This is a genomic window from Mycolicibacterium mageritense (assembly GCF_010727475.1).
Taxonomy (GTDB): Bacteria; Actinomycetota; Actinomycetes; order Mycobacteriales; family Mycobacteriaceae; genus Mycobacterium; species Mycobacterium mageritense.
Genome location: NZ_AP022567.1, coordinates 6,199,536 through 6,216,092, shown reverse-complemented (window position 1 = coordinate 6,216,092; position 16,557 = coordinate 6,199,536). Strand labels below are relative to the sequence as shown.

Below are 16,557 nucleotides of genomic sequence, written 5' to 3'. Positions count from 1 at the left end.
TCACCCGCCACTCACAGAAAACTGTCGGCTTAGGCGAGCCTCTACGATGCAATCATGCAGACGCGCCCACGCTTCGCAGTACAGTCCTTGCTCGCAATTATTTTCGCAGCCGTCACGCTGATCGCCGGATGTTCGTCGGCCGAGAAGAACAGCGCACCCCTGCCCGACGGCGCGACACTGCTCAAGAATTCCAGTGCCACCACGAAAACTCAGCAGAGCGTTCACCTGCTGCTCACGGTGCAGGGCAAGATCGCGGGCCTGCCCGTCTCGAAGCTCGACGGTGACCTGACCAACGCGCCCGCGGTCGCCGCCCAGGGCACCGCCGACATCACGTTCCTCGGCACCCAGGCCTCCGACGTGAAGTTCGTGGTTGCCGACGGCGATCTGTGGGCGGCGCTCACGCCGGGCGATCCGCTGTCGAACTACGGCAACGCCAAGAACATCTACGACATCTCGGCCATCCTGAACCCCGACACCGGCCTGGCCAACCTGCTCGACAACTTCACCGACGCCAAGGCCGAGGGCCGCGAGGACGTCGGCGGAGCCGAGGCCGTGAAGGTCACCGGCAAGGTCAGCGCCGACGCGGTCAACAAGATCGCGCCGCAGCTCAACGCCGCCGAGGCGATGCCCGCGGCCGCATGGATCAAGGAAGACGGCGACAACGCCCTGGTGCAGGCGCAGATCACCCCCAGTGAGGGCAACAGCATCACGATGACGCTCTCGGATTGGGGCAAGCAGGTCACCGTCGCCAAGCCCGCGGCCTGATGAGCACCACATCCGCAGTGACATCCCGCGGAAACCGCACGATCGCGATCAGCGCGGGCAGCCTCGCCGTGCTGCTCGGCGCGCTCGACACCTATGTCGTGATCACGATCATCGTCGACATCATGCGAGACGTCGGGATCGCGGTCAATCAGATCCAGCGCGTCACCCCGATCATCACGGGCTATCTGCTGGGCTACATCGCCGCGATGCCGCTGTTGGGGCGCGCGTCGGACCGGTTCGGCCGCAAGATGCTGATCCAGGTCGGGCTGGCCGGTTTCGCCGTCGGCTCGATCGTCACGGCGTTGTCCACCGACCTGACCGTGCTGGTCATCGGCCGGCTCATCCAGGGCTCGGCCAGTGGTGCCCTGCTGCCCGTGACGCTGGCGCTGGCAGCCGATCTGTGGTCGGCCCGTAACCGCGCCGGAGTGCTCGGCGGGGTCGGCGCCGCCCAGGAATTGGGCGCGGTGCTCGGCCCGATGTACGGCATCGCCCTGGTCTGGCTGTTCAACCACTGGCAGGCGGTCTTCTGGGTCAACGTGCCGTTGGCCGTGATCGCGATGGTGATGATCCACTTCAGCCTGCCGCCGAAGAACAAGGACCAGCCGCCCGAGAAGGTCGACGTCATCGGCGGCGTGCTGCTCGCGATCGCGCTGGGCCTCACGGTCGTCGGGCTCTACAACCCGGAACCCGACGGCAAGCAGGTGCTGCCATCCTGGGGTGTTCCGGTGCTCATCGGCGCTGCCGTGGCGACCGTGGCGTTCTTCGCGTGGGAGAAGGTCGCCAAGACCCGGCTGATCGATCCCGCAGGTGTCCGGTTCCGCCCGTTCCTGGCCGCCCTCGCCGCGTCCCTGTGCGCCGGCGCGGCGTTGATGGTCACGCTGGTCAACGTCGAACTGTTCGGGCAGGGCGTGCTGGGCCAGGACCAGAACCACTCGGCATTCCTACTGTTGCGGTTCCTGATCGCACTGCCGATCGGCGCCCTCATCGGCGGCTGGGTGGCCACCAAGCTCGGCGACCGGCTCGTGGTGTTCGGCGGCCTGCTGATCGCGGCGGGCGGTTTCGTCCTGGTCTCGCAGTGGTCGGTGAACGTCTTGGCCGACCGGCACAACCTCGGCCTGTTCACGCTCCCCGTGCTCGACACCGATCTGGCCATCGTCGGTCTCGGCCTTGGCCTCGTGATCGGCCCGCTGACGTCGGCGGCGCTGCGGGCGGTTCCGTCGGCCGAACACGGCATCGCGTCGGCCGCGGTCGTGGTGTCGCGCATGATCGGCATGCTGATCGGCATCGCAGCCTTGGGCGCGTGGGGCTTCTACCGGTTCAATCAACATCTGGCCACGCTCGCCGTCGCGCATGCCAACGCCAACATGTCACTGGTCGAGCGCTTGGCCGCTCAGGCGGCCCGCTATCGCGAGGCCTACGTGATGATGTACGGCGACATCTTCCTCAGCGCGGCAGTCGTCTGCGTCGTGGGCGCACTGCTCGGACTGCTGATCAGCGGGCGCCACGAACACGCTGAGGAACTACCGGACGACGACGACCACACACCGGGGGCATTCGTCGTCGAGCCTGGCCGGCACCGCCTGCCTTAACCGCTGGGCGTCAGCACCGTTCGACACCCGGCCGGATGCACGGCGGCCCCTGCGGGGGCGCCGGGCGTCTGGCCGGCCGGACGATGCGCAACGGAGCACACACCAGGGTTTTGACTGTTCGCGTCGATACCGGGGAGATGCTGAGCCAATCCTGCAGGGTGGTCACGGTATTGTCCTTTGCTCGCGCGCACAGACACCAGGTGCTTCGGTGATCAGCGCGTTTGCTGTCCGAGTCCTCGGCGACTCCGCTTTCTGGTACCAGAGTACCGGGGCACCGCCCCGCGATGCGGTTTCAAGATCGTGACGGCGGCCTCATTCGGGCTGGGCGATTCACCTCCTGCCGCGGGACAGATCGGTAATCTCCTGCCCATGGCGGAGGCGTCGACATGCTGATGGCGGCGTTGCGCGACCTGCAGTGGCGGCGCCGCCGGTTCGCCATCGCGGTGGTCGGCACGGGCCTGGTGTTCGCGATGACCCTGGTTTTGACCGGGCTGGCGAACGGCTTTCGGGTCGAGGCGCAGCGCAGCGTCGACGCACTGGGCCTCGACGCGTTTCTGATCAAGGCCGGAGCGGCCGGCCCGTTCCTGGGGTCGGCACCGCTGCCGATGCCGGAAGTCCAACGGGCCCAGCGCCTTCCCGGCGTGACCGCCGCAGTGCCACTGGTATACGGAAGTTCGACGATCCCGGACGGATCCTCACCACGCAACGTCAACGTGTTCGGCGTGCCCGAGCACGGCCCGGGGATGCCCGCGATGATCAGTGGCCAGTCCCCCGCGACACCCCACGACGTCGCGGTGTCGACGACCATGGGGCGCAACGTCGGCTCCGACCTCGACATCGGCGCGAGCCGGCTCCACATCGTCGGCCTGGTCGACGATTCCACCGCACTCGCCGGCCAGGCCAACGTGTATCTCACGGTGCCGGGCGCGCAGCAACTGCTGTTCTCCGGCCAGCCGCTGATCTCCTCGATCGGGCTGCGCGGCAACCCAACCCAGGTACCCGACGGCTACCGCGTGGTGGACCGCAACGGCGCGGTCGACGACATGGTGCGGCCGTTGCGCGGCGCGAACCAGGCGATGACGCTCATGGCGGGGTTGCTGTGGGCGGTGGCCGCGATGATCGTCGGGTCGGTGGTCTACCTGTCCGCGCTGGAACGCACGCGCGACTTCGCGGTGTTCAAGGCCGTCGGGGTGGCCACCCGCTCGATCCTGGCCGGCCTCGCGATGCAGGCCGTTCTCGTCGCGGTGCTCGCGGCACTGCTGGGCAGCGTGCTGTCGGTTCTGCTCGGGCCGTTGTTTCCGATGCGCTGCGATGTGCCGACCGTCGCGTTCACGGCGCTGCCCCTGGTCGCCGTGCTGATCGGCCTGCTGGCCAGCATCGCCGGCCTGCGCCGGGCCGTGAGCGTCGATCCCGCTGTCGCGTTCGGGGGGCCGTGACGATGGCCGATCTGCGGATCAAGGATCTCGTCGTCGAGTATTCGAGCGGCGGATACGCGGTCCGGCCGATCGACGGGCTCGATCTCGACGTCGAAGCGGGCTCGTTGGCGATCCTGTTGGGCCCCAGCGGATGTGGCAAGACCACGTTGTTGTCGTGTCTGGGCGGCATTCTGAAACCTGCGGCCGGGCGCATCGAATTCGGCGACATCGACGTCACGGCGCTGGGCAGCCGCGAGCTGTCGGCCTATCGCCGCGACACGGTCGGCATCGTGTTCCAGGCGTTCAATCTGGTGCCCAGCCTCACCGCGCTGGAGAACGTGATGGTGCCGATGCACGCGGCGGGCATGTTCTGGCAGGACGCCCGCAGGCGGGCCGAGCAACTCTTGACGCGAGTGGGCCTGGAGCATCGGATGCGTCACCGGCCCGGCGATCTGAGTGGCGGGCAACAGCAGCGCGTCGCGGTGGCGCGGGCGATCGCCCTCGATCCGCCGTTGATCCTCGCGGACGAACCGACCGCGCATCTCGATTTCATCCAGGTGGAGGAAGTGCTGAGGCTCATCCGGGAACTCGCCGAAGGTGACCGGGTGGTGGTCGTCGCGACGCACGACACCCGCATCCTGCCGCTCGCCGATCAGGTGGTCGAGTTGGTGCCGCATGTGACCGAGACGCACGAGGGCCCGGAAACCGTGCGGTTGCGGGCCGGGGACGTGTTGTTCGCGCAGGGCTCCATGGGTGATCTCATCTACGTGGTGGCCGCCGGCGAGATCGCGATCTCCCGCGAATTGGCAAGCGGTGGAGAGGAAACCGTGCGGATCTCGACCGCCGGAGACTATTTCGGGGAGATGGGTCCGTTGTTCGGCCTGCCCCGCTCGGCCACGGCCCGCGCGCACACCGACGCCACCGTGATCGGCTATACGGTGCAGGCGTTCCGGCAGCTGCTGGGCCCGACCGGGCTGCGGGGCCTCATCGAACACCGCAGCCTGGCGGACTAATCGTCCCGTCCGGGTGCCGCGGGCACGAGGCTCAGCCGTACGTCGGGTCCGATCGGGTCGATACCGTCGAACTGCCAGCGCTGCGCGTGCGCGATGTTGGGCACACCGACGTCGTCGACGGCGGTGATGGGGCCACCGAGCAGGATCGGTGCCACGTAGGCGACGATGCGGTCGATCACGCCGGCCCGCAGGAAGGCTCCGGCCAGGGTCGGCCCACCTTCCAGCAGGATGTCGGTGCGGTCGGACAGCGATCTGAGCACCTCGTGCGGATCGTGCGTGCGGATGATCATGGTGCGCGAATCATCGTTGAGCACCTTGGCATCCGACGACACGTCGCGCTCCCCGACCACCACGCGCAGCGGTTGCCGCTCGGCCAGCGTGCCGTCCGCCAGCCGCGCGGTGAGCGCGGGATCGTCGGCGAACACCGTCCCCGTGCCGACGACGATCGCGTCGGCTGCGGCCCGGATGCGGTGCACGTCGCTGCGCGCGGCCGGGCTCGTGATCCATTGGCTCGAGCCGTCGGCGGCGGCGCTGCGGCCGTCCACGCTGGTCGCATACTTCCACGTGACGTGGGGCAGGCCAGTGCGTTGCTTGTGCAGCCACTCGCGTAGCGGACCTCGGGTGACCGCGTCGGCCGACACGCCTGCGGTCACCTTCACGCCCGCCTCCGCCAGGCGTGAAGAACCGCCCGCCGCAACAGGATTGGGGTCGGCGACCGCATAGATCACGGCAGCGACACCCGCGTCGAGCAGGGCGTCCACACAGGGCGGGGTGCGCCCGTGGTGGTTGCACGGTTCCAGGGTGACCACGGCCGTGCCGCCGGCCGCGCGTGGCCCCGCCTGCCGCAGCGCCATCACCTCGGCGTGCGGGCCACCGGCCGGCTGCGTCGCCCCGACACCGGCGATCTGGCCGTCGCGATCCAGGATGACCGCGCCGACCGGCGGGTTGGGATACGTCGCACCCTTGACCGAATCGGCCTGCTCGACCGCAAGCCGCATGGCGGCCTCGGGCGCAACCGTCACAGCGACAGGTGCCGAGACGCGGTCGCAGCCTGCTGACGCAGCGACTTCACGGCGGCGGCCGGGTCGGCGGCGCTGTACACGGCCGAGCCCGCCACGAAGCAGTCCACGCCCGCCTCGGCGGCGGCTTCGATGGTGTCGGCGTTGATGCCGCCGTCGATCTCGACGACGACCGTCAGCTCGCCTGAATCGACCAGCCGGCGGGCCGTGCCCACCTTGGCCAGCACCTCGGGGATGAACTTCTGGCCGCCGAAGCCCGGCTCGACCGACATCACCAGCAGGGTGTCGAATTCGCGCAGGATCTCCAGGTACGGCTCGAGTGGCGTGCCGGGCTTGACCGAAAGGCCGGCCTTGGCGCCCGCCGCACGGATGTCGCGGGCAACACCCACCGGGTTGTCGGTCGCCTCGGCGTGGAACGTGACGTTGTAGGCGCCGGCCTCGGCATAGCCGGGCGCCCAGCGCTCGGGCTCGTCGATCATGAGGTGGCAGTCCATGGGGATGTCGGTGACCTTGAGCAGCGACTCCACCACCGGCAGGCCCAGCGTGAGGTTGGGCACGAAGTGGTTGTCCATCACGTCGACGTGCAACCAGTCCGATCCGGCCACGGCGGCGATCTCGTCGGCGAGGCGCGCGAAGTCCGCGGACAGGATGGACGGCGCGATGAGGGGTTCTGCCATGGCGCTCACCCTACTTTCCCGACTTTCAGCGCCGCCGCGAACATCGCATCCGTGCCGTGCCGGTGCGGCCACAGCTGAACGTGCGGCCCGGCGCCGATATCGTCGGCGGGCGCGAACAGTGGCCGGGTGTCCAGCGCGGTGACCGGGTGCCGGCGGATGGCATCGGCGACCACACCGACCGTCTCGGCCAGGTGCGGCGAGCAGGTCGCATAGAGGACGACGCCGCCCGGGCGCGTGAGCTTGATCGCGGCCGCCAGCAGCTCCTTCTGCAGCTTCACCAGCGCGGGCACGTCTCCGGGCTGGCGCCGCCACCGCGCCTCAGGGCGGCGGCGCAGCGCGCCGAGACCCGTACACGGCGCGTCGACCAGAACCCGGTCGAAGCCCGGCTCGAGGCCGGATTCGCGGCCGTCGACCCGGTGGACCTCGACGTCGAGTCCCCGCGTGTTCTGCTCGACCAGTTCGGCGCGGCGCTCGCCCGGCTCGACAGCGACGACGCGGGCACCGGATGCGGCACCGATCGAGGCCAGCAACGCGGTCTTGCCACCGGGCCCCGCGCACAGATCCAGCCAGCGTCCGGTGTCGGGTCCGTCGAGCTCGGCCAGCGTCAGCGCGCGCGCCACCAGCTGACTGCCCTCGTCCTGCACCTGGGCGTGGCCTTCGCGCACCGCGGCGATCTGGCCCGGGTCGCCGCCGGGCAGGTGCACCGCGTAGGGCGAGTAGCGGCCCACGGTGCCGCCCGTTGCCGCGGCCAGTTCCTCGGCGGTCAGCGCGGCGGGCCGGGCCGCCAGGTGCACCTCGGGCCGCTCGTCGTCGCTGGCCAGCAGCTGCTCGAGTTGTCCGGCGTCGGCGCCCAGCGCATCGGTGAACGCCTGCGCGATCCAGCGGGGATGGGCGTGGCTGAACGCGGCGTGGCCGACCGGGTCCGCGTCACGGGCCGGGGCCAGCTCGGCGATCCACGACTGCTCGTCGCGGCCCGCGATGGTCCGCAGCACTCCGTTGACGAAACCCGCACGCGCGGAGTCGAATTCGATGGCAGCCTGCTCGACCGTGGTGGACACCGCGGCGTGGGGCTCGACCCTGGTGCGCAGCAGCTGATATGCGCCCAACCGCAGCAGGTCGAGCAGCACCGGGTCGATGCGTTCCGTCGGACGCCCCGCGGCCTTGCTGATGACTGCGTCCAGCAGGCCCCTGGTGCGGCACGTTCCGTAGGTCAGTTCGGTCGCGAAAGCCGCGTCCCTGCCCTCGATTCCGCGTTCGCGCAGCAGCGCGGGCAGGGCCAGGTTGGCATACGAGTCGCGTTCGGAGACCGCACGCAGCACGTCGAACGCCGCGCGGCGGGCCGGGTCGAGCTGCTTGCGCCGGGGCGCACGTTTCCGGTTCTGCGGCGGCCTGGTCATGAGGCCCGCACGTCTTCGTCGAGCCGGGCGCCGCGAGCCCAGTCGGCGGCGTTCATCGGTTTCTTCCCCGGGGGTTGCACCAGGCCGAGCCGCACCGGATGAGAGCCGGTGCCGATCCGCACGGCTTTGCGGTCTGCCTGAATGACGCCGGGCGGCAACGGGTCTGCCGTGTCGTCGACCGTGACGGGACCGACCTTGACCCGCAGGTCGCCGATCATGGTCCAGGCGCCCGGGTTGGGTGTGACCGCTCGGATGCGTCGGTCGACGACATGCGCGGGCAGCTCCCATCGCACCCGCGCGGACTCCACGGTGATCTTGGGCGCGACGGTGATGCCTTCGGCAGGTTGCGGCACCGCGGTCAGGGCCCCGTCGGCGATGCCGTCCATGGTCGACTCGAGCAGGGCGGCACCCGAAACCGCAAGCCGCTCAAGCAGATCACCCGCGGTGTCGGAGGGCCGCACGGTTTCGGTGACCACGCCGTACACGGGGCCGGAATCCAGCGCGGGCTCGATCTGGAACGTGGTCGCACCCGTGACCTCGTCGCCCGCCGCGATGGCGGCCTGCACGGGCGCCGCACCGCGCCAGGCCGGCAGCAGCGAGAAATGCAGGTTGACCCAGCCGTGTCGGGGCACCGCCAGCAGTCGCTCGCTGAGCAGCGCGCCGTATGCGACCACGGCACAGCACTCGGGCGCCAGCTCGGTGAGCTCGGCGACGAACTCGTCGCTGTTGGGTCGCTCCGGGCGCAGCACCGGGATGCCCTGGTCGAGGGCCAGCTGGGCGACCGGTGACGGTGCGGGTTTGCCGCGGCGCCCCGCGGCGGCGTCGGGCCGGGTCAGCACCGCCACCACATCGTGGCGCGGCGATTCGATGAGCCTGCGCAGCGAGGCGAGCGCGGGCTCCGGAGTTCCGGCAAAGACGAGTCGCACCGAGCCAGTCTATGGAAGTGCCACCGCGTGGTCAGCGAGGCGTCTGGTAGTACTCGCGCTCGGACACCCCGGCCAATCCCGCGACGTACATCCACGGGATGGTGCCCACCAAACGGTTGAGGGTCGCGACGGCGTCGTTGTAGTACTGCCGCGCGAAGGCCAGCTTGTTCTCGGTTTCGGCCAGGTTCTCCTGCAGGTTCAGGAAGTTGTTGGAGGAACTGAGCTGCGGATAGCTCGATCCCAGGGCCAGCACGCCGGCAAGGGCGGTGTCCAGATCGTGCTCGGCCGCACTGCGCCGGGCCACCGATTGTCCGCCCGTCGCCGCGGCGAGGGCGGCCCGCGCCGCGCTGGCCCGGTCCAGGATGGCCTTCTCGTGCGTCGCGAACGACTGCACGGTGTGCACCAGTCCGGGGATCAGTGCGGCCCGCCGCGTGAGTTCCACGTCGACGCCGCTGAGCGCCTCCGACACCGCCACATCGGCCCGCCGCAGCCTGTTGTAGCCCGTCACGAACCCGATCAGCACGAGCACCGCCAGCACCAGCACCACGACCAACAGCAGTCTCACCATGATCCGCCTCCTCCCCCGCCACCGCCGCCGCCTCCGCCGCCACCGCTGGAGCCGCCGCCCGACGAGGACGAAGACGACGACTGCGATGCGGTGTAAGCGCTGATCGACGACGACAGCGCCGATTCGAAACTGTCGAAGTCCGCGCCTGCGGACCCACCGGTCAGCCCCCAGCCGCCGTCCGACGATGTGCCGTACCAACCAGGTTGGGGCGCAACAGCACCCACTGTGTCCTGGTATTTCTTGGCCCACACCGCGGCAGCGCCGGCCGCCACCGCGTACGGGATGTAGGCCGTGTACAGGTCTTTGCGCCCGGCGAAGTCGAACCTGGTCTCGGCCGAGTCGGTGGCCAGAATCCGGTGGAATCCGCCGACGCGCGACCATAATTCACGTCCGGCCGCGGTACGCCGTGTCCCGATGCCGTCGCGCCACGAGCCGGCCGACAGCACGAAGTAGACCGCGAACGGCAGCCCCCACATGGTGGCCGAGATCCCGAACACCAACAGGAACGCACTGATCGCGGCCACGAACGCGAACGCGTTGGCCGGCCTCAGCCAGAGTTCTCTGCGGCGTTTGACCAGCAAGCCGCCGTCGAACGCCCACTTCTGCACGGCGGCAGTCATATCGGTCTTGGCCTTGTTGAGTCTCTGGCCCGACTTCACGGTGTGCTTGGCCTCGAACACCGCACCGGGCTGCATGACTTTCAGCGCAGATCCGACCGCGACACCCACCGGGTCGACGTCGGCCCACGCCCCGGGAGCGGCGAGACCCCGGACGTTCCACTGCTTCTCGTTGACCTGCTTGAGCTCGATGAGTTTGTGCTCGGCGAGATGGAACAGCGTCGCGGTGAGCCCGTTTTTGGGGACCGTCTCGGTGCGGATGTACTCGGCCTGCACCGGGCCGAGGCCCTCGGGCGGCGCGTACTGCAACGGGAAACCGGGTGCCGGTTCGACCGTGCTGCGCGACCACAGGTATGCGATGGCCCCGAGGAGCACGGTCAACCCCGCTACCCACATGACGGTGGCAAGCGATCGGCCGAGGATCCGGTCCCAGGTGTATGGCCACGGCAGGGTGACCTGCGCAGGCGTCGCGATGTCGACGCCCGCGCGCACGCTGACCGGGGTCCGCGGCGGCAGGTCCGTCGCGGTGAGCCGGACGGTGTTGTCGGCGACCGTGAGATCCTCGCACGCTTCGCCGACGCCGAACCCGACGCTGCATTCGGCCCCGGTGACCGCGGCGGGCAGCGTGATCGAGATGTCCGCGCGGCCGATGGCGTTGTTCCACGACGGCGCAATGGCGTTCCAGTAGAAGGCGGACACGGAGTCGGGTTCGCCCGTCGACGCCGCGAACTGCTTGTCGGCGCCGATCCGGCCCGGATCCAGCACGCCGGGGATCGTGTAACGGATCTCGAAGACGTGGCTGCCGTAGTCCAGCGTCTCGTACGGATCGCCGATCTTGGCGACCCGGAAGCGCTTGTCGCCGGCCCACTGCAGCTGGTATGGCGCGGGTGCACCGTCGAGTTCGATCGACACGATCTCAGGCTGCTGGCGTACCCGCGGATTGTTCTGGTTGGCCACGTCCCAGTAGCGGAACAACCCGTGGCGGCCGCTGGGGAAATCGGCCGTGATGGTCTCGACGGCGGCGAGCTGCCCGGCCGAGTCGACCGTGAAATCCGCCTGGTACTCGGTGATCACGACCGGATCGTCGACTACGTCCGCCTCGGTTCCGCCCGTCGCCACCACGGGCCACAGCAGCCCAACCGGGATGAGCGCCAAGGTGAACGACCAGACGAGCACTCGCAGCATCGCCGCCTCCAGTTCGCCACCGCTCTGCCCCGACGGAGGGATCCGCTCAGCCTATGTGCAACGGGTCGATCTGCACTCGAGATGGCTCCTCGTCGCGGCGGGCACTCAACACGGCCGTTGCCCGCCGCAACGCAGCGGCGAGGGCGAGGCCGCCGTCGCGCGGCACCCGGACCAGCATCCGGTTCACCGGGGCGTCGGCCGCCACGCCGGGCGGGCGGCGCGCCCCGTGCGGCAGGTCGACCGGTCCGAGTTGTTCGGCGGATTCCGGTAATTGGGCCGTTTCCAGCAGCGCCTCGACGGCACCGGGCGCGCCGTCGACCGCGGCCATGTGCACCGCGGGTGGCAGGCCCACCTCGCCGCGACTGTCGAGTTCGGCGTCGGCATGGCCGACGGGATCCCACCGGATCAGCGCCTGCACTGTGGGAATGACCGATTCGGCCACCACGGCCACCACGCCGCCGGCACTGCGTGGGCGGACCAGGGCCGCGGCGGCCATCCAGCGTCGCAAGGTGTCCTCGGCGGCACGCAGATCCTGGCGGCCCAACAACGCCCAGCAGTCGAGCAGCAGCGCCGCGCCGTACCCGCCCTCGGCGGCCGGTTCGGCACCTGGCGTTGCGACGACCAGGGCAGGGCCGCCATCCACCGCATCGACGACGGCGTCGCCGCCCGAGGTGATCACACTGGTGCCCGCAAACGCCCGGCCCAACTCCTCGGCCGTGCGCCGTGCGCCGACCACGACGGCCCGGACCGCGTCCGATCCGCAGCGCGCACAGCGCAGGGCCGGCTCGGCGCGCCCACACCAGCGGCACTCGGGTGCCGCGGAGTCCCGGTCCGGGAATGACAGCGGACCCGTGCAGTGCCTGCACCGGGTCACGGCCCGGCAGCGCGCACAGGCGAGTGCGGGTACGTACCCCCGCCGGGGCACCTGGATGAGCACCGGGAGCTCGGCCTGCAGAGCCGAGCGCGCGGCGTGCAACGCCATCGACGGCAGCCGGGCACTGTGCGCGGCCGGATCCCGCTCCTGCGCGTAGCCGCTGTCCTCCACTGCGACGACGCGTGGTGCCGCCGCGCGCACCGTCGGCCGCGCGGCGACCAGGTCGTGGGCCCAGCGGGTCCGGACCAGAGCCTGCGCCTCGGCCGTGCGGGAGTAGCCGCCGATCATTGCCGCGCAACGCAATTGATGCGCCCGCAGCATCGCCACCTCGCGGGCGTGCGGATAGGGTGCGCGGGGCTCGGCGAGGTTGTCGTCGCCGTCGTCCCACACCAGCAGCAGGCCCAGATCGGACACCGGGGCGAATACCGCACTGCGCGTACCGATCACGACCCGGGCGTGCCCACGCAGCACCGCGAGCCAGCGCCGGTACCGTTCCGCGGGGCCCAGTCCCGCCGAAAGCGCCACCACGCGCGCGGCCGGGAGGTGGGCGACCGCGGCCCGATACAGCTCGTCGACGTCACGTTGGTCGGGCATGACCGCGAGCACGCCCTGACCGGCATGCGCGGTCACGGCCGCGGCCTCGGCCAGGCGCTGCGCCCAGTGTTCGCCGGGCAGCGCCTGCCACACCGCGCGGGCCGCGCGGCGCTCGCCCAGGGCGGCCACGAACTGCTCGCCGCGGTTGTAGCGGGCCCACCCGGAGGTGTCGATCGGCTCGGCGGTCAACGGTTCCGGCTCAACCGGCGGCTTCTTCTCGACCGTGGCGTGCCGGGGCGGCACCGCGAGGCGCAGCACGTCGGCGCGGGTTCCCGCGTAGCGCGCCGCCACCGCATCCACGAGCCTGCGCACGTCGGCCGTGAGGACGGGTTGCGGCGAGACCACGCGATCGAGCCAGCCGAGCTTGCCGGCGTGATCGGTGTCGGAACGGCGTTCCAGCACATAGGCGTCGACGAGCCGACCGTGGAAACGCACCCGCACCCGGACCCCGGGCTGCGCATCGTCGGACTGTTCGGCCGACACCAGATAGTCGAACTCGCGGTCCAGATGCGGCACCGACAGCATCGGCAGCACACGCGCAATCGGCTCGTGCTCGGCTGCCTGACGAGTGGTGGTCACGTGGCAGATGTAGCAGACGGTCCCGACGCGCGGCCGAAGAACAGGCCCGCGGTGATCAGCAGCAGCGACGTCGCGTACGCCCACCAGATCTCGACGGCAAGCAACTGGTCACCGCGCACGAACTCGCTGATGCCGATCATGGCGTCCGACACCGCGAAACACACCGCGCCCAGTGCGGTCCACGGCGTCGGCAGCCGGGCCAGCAGGGCCGTACACACCATCGCCCCCAGCACCGCGATGTAGGCCACCACCGGCACAACCATCCCCTGCTCGACGAGTCGCGGCCAGAACCACGTCAGGAGCGCCACGCACGCCACGACCGTCAGCGCGACCGCGACCAGCCGCGGTGCGGACCGCCGGGCCAGCGGCCACAGGGCCGTCAGGAAGCACAGGTGGGCGAGCAGGAACGCGGCCAGGCCCAGCACGAACGACGGCTCCCACCACGGCATCGCCAGCAAGAAGTCGCCGGCCGCCGAGCACACCAGGGCCCCGACCAGCCAGCGCCGTTCCCGCACGATCGGGTGCGGCACGGCCGCCGCCGCCAGGAGCACCGCGGCCAGCGCCTTGACCGCGGGCTGCAGGGCGAATTGCCCCGTCAGATCGGCGCCTGCGGGCAACCGCGTCGCGGTGGCGATCAGGAACACCCCGTAGCCGGCCGCGACGACCGCAGCGGCCACCCACAGCCGCACCGTCGCGCGGTGTGCGTACGGTGACGGGGTGTCTGTTGCTAAACCGGCTGTCGATGCCATCCTGCAGAAGGTACTGCAGGTCGTTCCCTTCCAACTCTCGACCGCCGACGGCGTCGACGAGGCTCGACGGAAGTTCAGTGAACTGCCGCGGCGCGAGATCCATCCCGAGGTCGTGGCCGAGAACCGCACGATCGACGGACCGGCCGGGCCGGTCCCGGTGCGGATCTATCGGCCCCCGGCCGCCGACGGCGAGATCCTGCCCGTCGTGGTGTTCATCCACGGCGGCGGCTGGTCGGTCGGCGACCTGGACAGCTACGACGGCACGGCACGCAGGCACGCGGTCGGTGCGGGAGCCGTCGTGGTCTCGGTGGACTACCGGCTGGCGCCCGAGCACCCGTATCCGGCCGCCGTCGACGACGTCTGGGCGGCCACGCAGTGGGTGGCCGGCCACGCCGCCGAGCTCGGGGCCGACGCCGACCGGATGGCGGTCGCGGGCGACTCTGCCGGCGGCAATCTGTCCGCGGTCGTGGCGCAGCTCGCGCGCGACGCCGGCGGGCCGCACATCCGGTTTCAGCTGCTCTGGTACCCGGCCACCACGTGGGACACCACACTGCCGTCGTTCCGGGAGAACGCCGAAGCCCCGATCCTGGGCCTCGATGCGGTCAAGGGCTTCTCGAAGTGGTACGCGGGGCATGTCGATCTCGCCGATCCCCCGGCCACCCTGGTGCCCGCGCGTGCCACGGATCTGTCCGGCCTGCCGCCCGCGTACATCGCCACCGCGGGCCATGACCCGCTACGTGACGACGGCGCCCGGTACGCCGAGCTGTTGACCGCGGCTGGTGTCCCCGTCGAACTGCACAACGCCGAGACGCTCGTGCACGGCTACCTCGGGTACTCGGGTGTGGTGCCCGCCGCGACCGAGGCGTTCGACCGCGGCCTGGCGGCGCTGCGCGACGCGCTACGGAGCTGAGCGCTCGGCGGCCCGGCTTCGTTTGGGCCACAGCGCCATTCGGTCGATGATGCCGTCACGCAGCACGAGCGTGTGGAACAGCACCGCCAGGATGTGGGCGGTGAAGGCCGCGAACAACAGGTAGGCGGCCACACTGTGGCACGTGCGCAGCACTGCGTAGAGCGTGAGGTTGTGCGGGGCGATCGCCGGGAGGTGGATGGCCCCGACCAGCACGACGGGTGACTGCGCGGCCGACAGCATGGCCCAGCCGATCAGCGGCTGCAGCAGGAGCAGCGCGTACAGCAGGTACTCGGAGTAGCTCGACACCCGGCGCTCGACCGGACCCATCGTGGCCAGGAACGGCGGCAGCTTGTGGGTGAGGCGGTTGACGAGTCGCACGGCCGTGAACACCAGGATGGCGATGCCCAGCGGCCGGTGGATCGCCAGCAGCAGCGGGTAGTAACTCAGCGCGGCGATCATGGTGACGCCGATGAAGAACTGGGCGATGACCATGACGGCCGAGGACCAGTGCAGCAGCCTCGACAGCACCGTGAATCGCGTGGACGCTGCCTTCATTGCGCACCGCCCGGGACCACGACGGCGCTGGGCGACTTGGGTTCTCGGGCCCTGCGGTTGAACGAGCGCGCGTAGACCGCCGATCGTGCCCGCGGCAGCGGATCGTCCGACGGCCCCAGTCCGGCTGGCAGGACCAGCGGGTCGAAGTTGATGTCACGGGCATTGCCCGGCGCTTCGGTGTGGACTGCCTCGATCGTGACGGTGCCCGCCTCGATCGTGGGGCGATCGGGTGGCCAGGCGATGGTCGCGTCGTGCGTGGGATCTGCCGGGTCGGCGACGGTGATCACGAGTTTCCAGCTCACGGGGCCGCGCGCCACCGTGTCGATGAGCGCGTCGAACAGAGCGTTGCGGTCCGTACCCGAGACCGGCCGTGCGGCCTGCACAGGAACCGCCGCCCAGCGGATGGCGGTGGTGTGGCCCTGGTCGTTGGTGGCGCGAAAAGCGTTGAGCCCGCGAAACGTGCTGTCGGCGAACCCCAGGCTCGGTGGGTTCTGTTTGATGATCTTCATCGCGGCGGACGTCTCGGGGTGCCGGGCCAGGAACTCCGCCATGGCCTGCGGGTCCGGCTTGCCGGTGTCGGGTTGGGGGCGCGACGCGAGCAGGCGCTCGTAGAAGCCTTGCGGTGTGCGGTCCGGGAACACCGGAATGTTGACCATCGCGGTGCGCCACTGTTCACCGTCCGGCAGCAGGAACATCAGCCCGAGCCCGCGTACGGTGTCGGGCTTGTCGGGTTGGTCGGGCAGGCCACCGGACAGCGAGAACCGGCCGACGACCGGCACCGTGCCCTCGCGGAACACCGCGGCCTTGCTGATCGCGGCGGCCGCACCCGTGCTGGTGAATGTTCCGGTCGCGGCAAGGCCCTTGGCATGGTTGCGGCGGAATCCGTCGTGGCGGCCGGCCACCTGCTCGAACCGGTCGGTGAACCGGTCCGGGGTGAGCGCGTCGGGCCGCAGCCACGCCGCCGCCTCGGCCAGACCGCCGACGCCGGCAACCGCGACGCCGCCGACCGCGGCGAGCCCGATCAGCGCTCCCCTGCGGCTCAGCGCCGCCCGGATGCCTGCGGGTGCGTCGTCGTCGGATCCCATCGTGGTCGCATCCTCTCCGCGTCTGCACTCTGCCCAGTGT

Annotated in this window: 15 protein-coding genes; 5 read left to right on the top strand and 10 right to left on the bottom strand. The window is 70.4% G+C overall.

The features are described from left to right. Positions 1 to 54 precede the first annotated feature (54 nt). The 4 genes from G6N67_RS29990 to G6N67_RS29975 all read left to right on the top strand — a co-directional run bounded on the left by G6N67_RS29990 (position 55) and on the right by G6N67_RS29975 (position 4,782). A complete protein-coding gene (locus tag G6N67_RS29990) occupies positions 55 to 765 on the top strand; it encodes an LppX_LprAFG lipoprotein (RefSeq protein WP_036441492.1) in 711 nt (236 codons plus the stop codon). Continuing rightward, the gene (locus G6N67_RS29985) at positions 765 to 2,354 is read left to right on the top strand and encodes an MFS transporter (protein WP_051579253.1); all 1,590 of its coding nucleotides are present in this window, start codon (positions 765 to 767) and stop codon (positions 2,352 to 2,354) included. The genes G6N67_RS29990 and G6N67_RS29985 overlap by 1 nt, the downstream gene beginning before the upstream one ends. A gap of 386 nt (positions 2,355 to 2,740) precedes the next feature. After that, positions 2,741 to 3,790, top strand: coding sequence for an ABC transporter permease (locus G6N67_RS29980; RefSeq protein WP_036441489.1), 1,050 nt, complete (start codon positions 2,741 to 2,743; stop codon positions 3,788 to 3,790). Positions 3,791 to 3,792: 2 nt separating this feature from the next. Next, complete coding sequence (locus G6N67_RS29975) at positions 3,793 to 4,782, top strand: ABC transporter ATP-binding protein (protein WP_036441486.1); 990 nt, start codon at positions 3,793 to 3,795, stop codon at positions 4,780 to 4,782. Here the strand turns inward: G6N67_RS29975 and ribD are convergent. Genes ribD through G6N67_RS29935 form a run of 8 tightly spaced genes read right to left on the bottom strand, consistent with a single transcriptional unit; the run spans position 4,779 to position 13,967 of the window. Then, on the bottom strand, positions 4,779 to 5,780 hold the full coding sequence (gene ribD, locus G6N67_RS29970) for a bifunctional diaminohydroxyphosphoribosylaminopyrimidine deaminase/5-amino-6-(5-phosphoribosylamino)uracil reductase RibD (RefSeq protein WP_051579286.1): 1,002 nt from the start codon (positions 5,778 to 5,780) through the stop codon (positions 4,779 to 4,781). The two genes, G6N67_RS29975 and ribD, sit on opposite strands and share 4 nt — an antisense overlap. A gap of 20 nt (positions 5,781 to 5,800) precedes the next feature. After that, complete coding sequence (rpe, locus tag G6N67_RS29965; protein ID WP_036442234.1) at positions 5,801 to 6,478, bottom strand: ribulose-phosphate 3-epimerase; 678 nt, start codon at positions 6,476 to 6,478, stop codon at positions 5,801 to 5,803. Between the two features lie 5 nt (positions 6,479 to 6,483). Then, a complete protein-coding gene (locus G6N67_RS29960; protein ID WP_036441479.1) occupies positions 6,484 to 7,875 on the bottom strand; it encodes an RsmB/NOP family class I SAM-dependent RNA methyltransferase in 1,392 nt (463 codons plus the stop codon). Next, on the bottom strand, positions 7,872 to 8,801 hold the full coding sequence (fmt, locus tag G6N67_RS29955) for a methionyl-tRNA formyltransferase (protein ID WP_036441476.1): 930 nt from the start codon (positions 8,799 to 8,801) through the stop codon (positions 7,872 to 7,874). The genes G6N67_RS29960 and fmt overlap by 4 nt, the downstream gene beginning before the upstream one ends. A 31-nt stretch (positions 8,802 to 8,832) precedes the next feature. Beyond that, positions 8,833 to 9,369 (bottom strand): LemA family protein, encoded by a 537-nt coding sequence (locus tag G6N67_RS29950; RefSeq protein ID WP_036441474.1) that lies wholly within the window; start codon positions 9,367 to 9,369, stop codon positions 8,833 to 8,835. Then, positions 9,363 to 11,171: a DUF2207 domain-containing protein gene (locus G6N67_RS29945; protein WP_163642338.1), complete on the bottom strand. Its 1,809-nt coding sequence runs from the start codon at positions 11,169 to 11,171 to the stop codon at positions 9,363 to 9,365. Before G6N67_RS29945 ends, G6N67_RS29950 begins: the two co-directional genes overlap by 7 nt. A 46-nt stretch (positions 11,172 to 11,217) precedes the next feature. Continuing rightward, positions 11,218 to 13,218, bottom strand: a complete 2,001-nt coding sequence (locus G6N67_RS29940) for a primosomal protein N' (RefSeq protein ID WP_036441467.1) — start codon at positions 13,216 to 13,218, stop codon at positions 11,218 to 11,220. Then, the gene (locus G6N67_RS29935) at positions 13,215 to 13,967 is read right to left on the bottom strand and encodes a lysoplasmalogenase (protein WP_081812851.1); all 753 of its coding nucleotides are present in this window, start codon (positions 13,965 to 13,967) and stop codon (positions 13,215 to 13,217) included. Before G6N67_RS29935 ends, G6N67_RS29940 begins: the two co-directional genes overlap by 4 nt. On the opposite strand from G6N67_RS29935, the gene G6N67_RS29930 reads away from it, so the two are divergent. Further along, positions 13,936 to 14,877, top strand: a complete 942-nt coding sequence (locus tag G6N67_RS29930; protein ID WP_036441464.1) for an alpha/beta hydrolase — start codon at positions 13,936 to 13,938, stop codon at positions 14,875 to 14,877. The genes G6N67_RS29935 and G6N67_RS29930 overlap by 32 nt on opposite strands. Here the strand turns inward: G6N67_RS29930 and G6N67_RS29925 are convergent. Both G6N67_RS29925 and G6N67_RS29920 read right to left on the bottom strand, forming a co-directional pair. Beyond that, the gene (locus tag G6N67_RS29925; RefSeq protein ID WP_036441462.1) at positions 14,866 to 15,432 is read right to left on the bottom strand and encodes a cytochrome b; all 567 of its coding nucleotides are present in this window, start codon (positions 15,430 to 15,432) and stop codon (positions 14,866 to 14,868) included. The two genes, G6N67_RS29930 and G6N67_RS29925, sit on opposite strands and share 12 nt — an antisense overlap. Next, positions 15,429 to 16,517 (bottom strand): catalase family peroxidase, encoded by a 1,089-nt coding sequence (locus G6N67_RS29920; RefSeq protein ID WP_081812822.1) that lies wholly within the window; start codon positions 16,515 to 16,517, stop codon positions 15,429 to 15,431. Before G6N67_RS29920 ends, G6N67_RS29925 begins: the two co-directional genes overlap by 4 nt. Between the last annotated feature and the right edge of the window lie 40 nt (positions 16,518 to 16,557).

Coding starts and splice junctions, on each gene's coding strand:
- G6N67_RS29950 (WP_036441474.1), bottom strand. CDS start 9,369: ATGGTGAGACTGCTGTTGGTCGTGGTGCTGGTGCTGGCGGTGCTCGTG.
- rpe (WP_036442234.1), bottom strand. CDS start 6,478: ATGGCAGAACCCCTCATCGCGCCGTCCATCCTGTCCGCGGACTTCGCG.
- G6N67_RS29975 (WP_036441486.1), top strand. CDS start 3,793: ATGGCCGATCTGCGGATCAAGGATCTCGTCGTCGAGTATTCGAGCGGC.
- G6N67_RS29920 (WP_081812822.1), bottom strand. CDS start 16,517: ATGGGATCCGACGACGACGCACCCGCAGGCATCCGGGCGGCGCTGAGC.
- G6N67_RS29960 (WP_036441479.1), bottom strand. CDS start 7,875: ATGACCAGGCCGCCGCAGAACCGGAAACGTGCGCCCCGGCGCAAGCAG.
- G6N67_RS29945 (WP_163642338.1), bottom strand. CDS start 11,171: ATGCTGCGAGTGCTCGTCTGGTCGTTCACCTTGGCGCTCATCCCGGTT.
- G6N67_RS29935 (WP_081812851.1), bottom strand. CDS start 13,967: ATGGCATCGACAGCCGGTTTAGCAACAGACACCCCGTCACCGTACGCA.
- G6N67_RS29985 (WP_051579253.1), top strand. CDS start 765: ATGAGCACCACATCCGCAGTGACATCCCGCGGAAACCGCACGATCGCG.
- ribD (WP_051579286.1), bottom strand. CDS start 5,780: ATGCGGCTTGCGGTCGAGCAGGCCGATTCGGTCAAGGGTGCGACGTAT.
- G6N67_RS29990 (WP_036441492.1), top strand. CDS start 55: ATGCAGACGCGCCCACGCTTCGCAGTACAGTCCTTGCTCGCAATTATT.
- G6N67_RS29925 (WP_036441462.1), bottom strand. CDS start 15,432: ATGAAGGCAGCGTCCACGCGATTCACGGTGCTGTCGAGGCTGCTGCAC.
- G6N67_RS29980 (WP_036441489.1), top strand. CDS start 2,741: ATGCTGATGGCGGCGTTGCGCGACCTGCAGTGGCGGCGCCGCCGGTTC.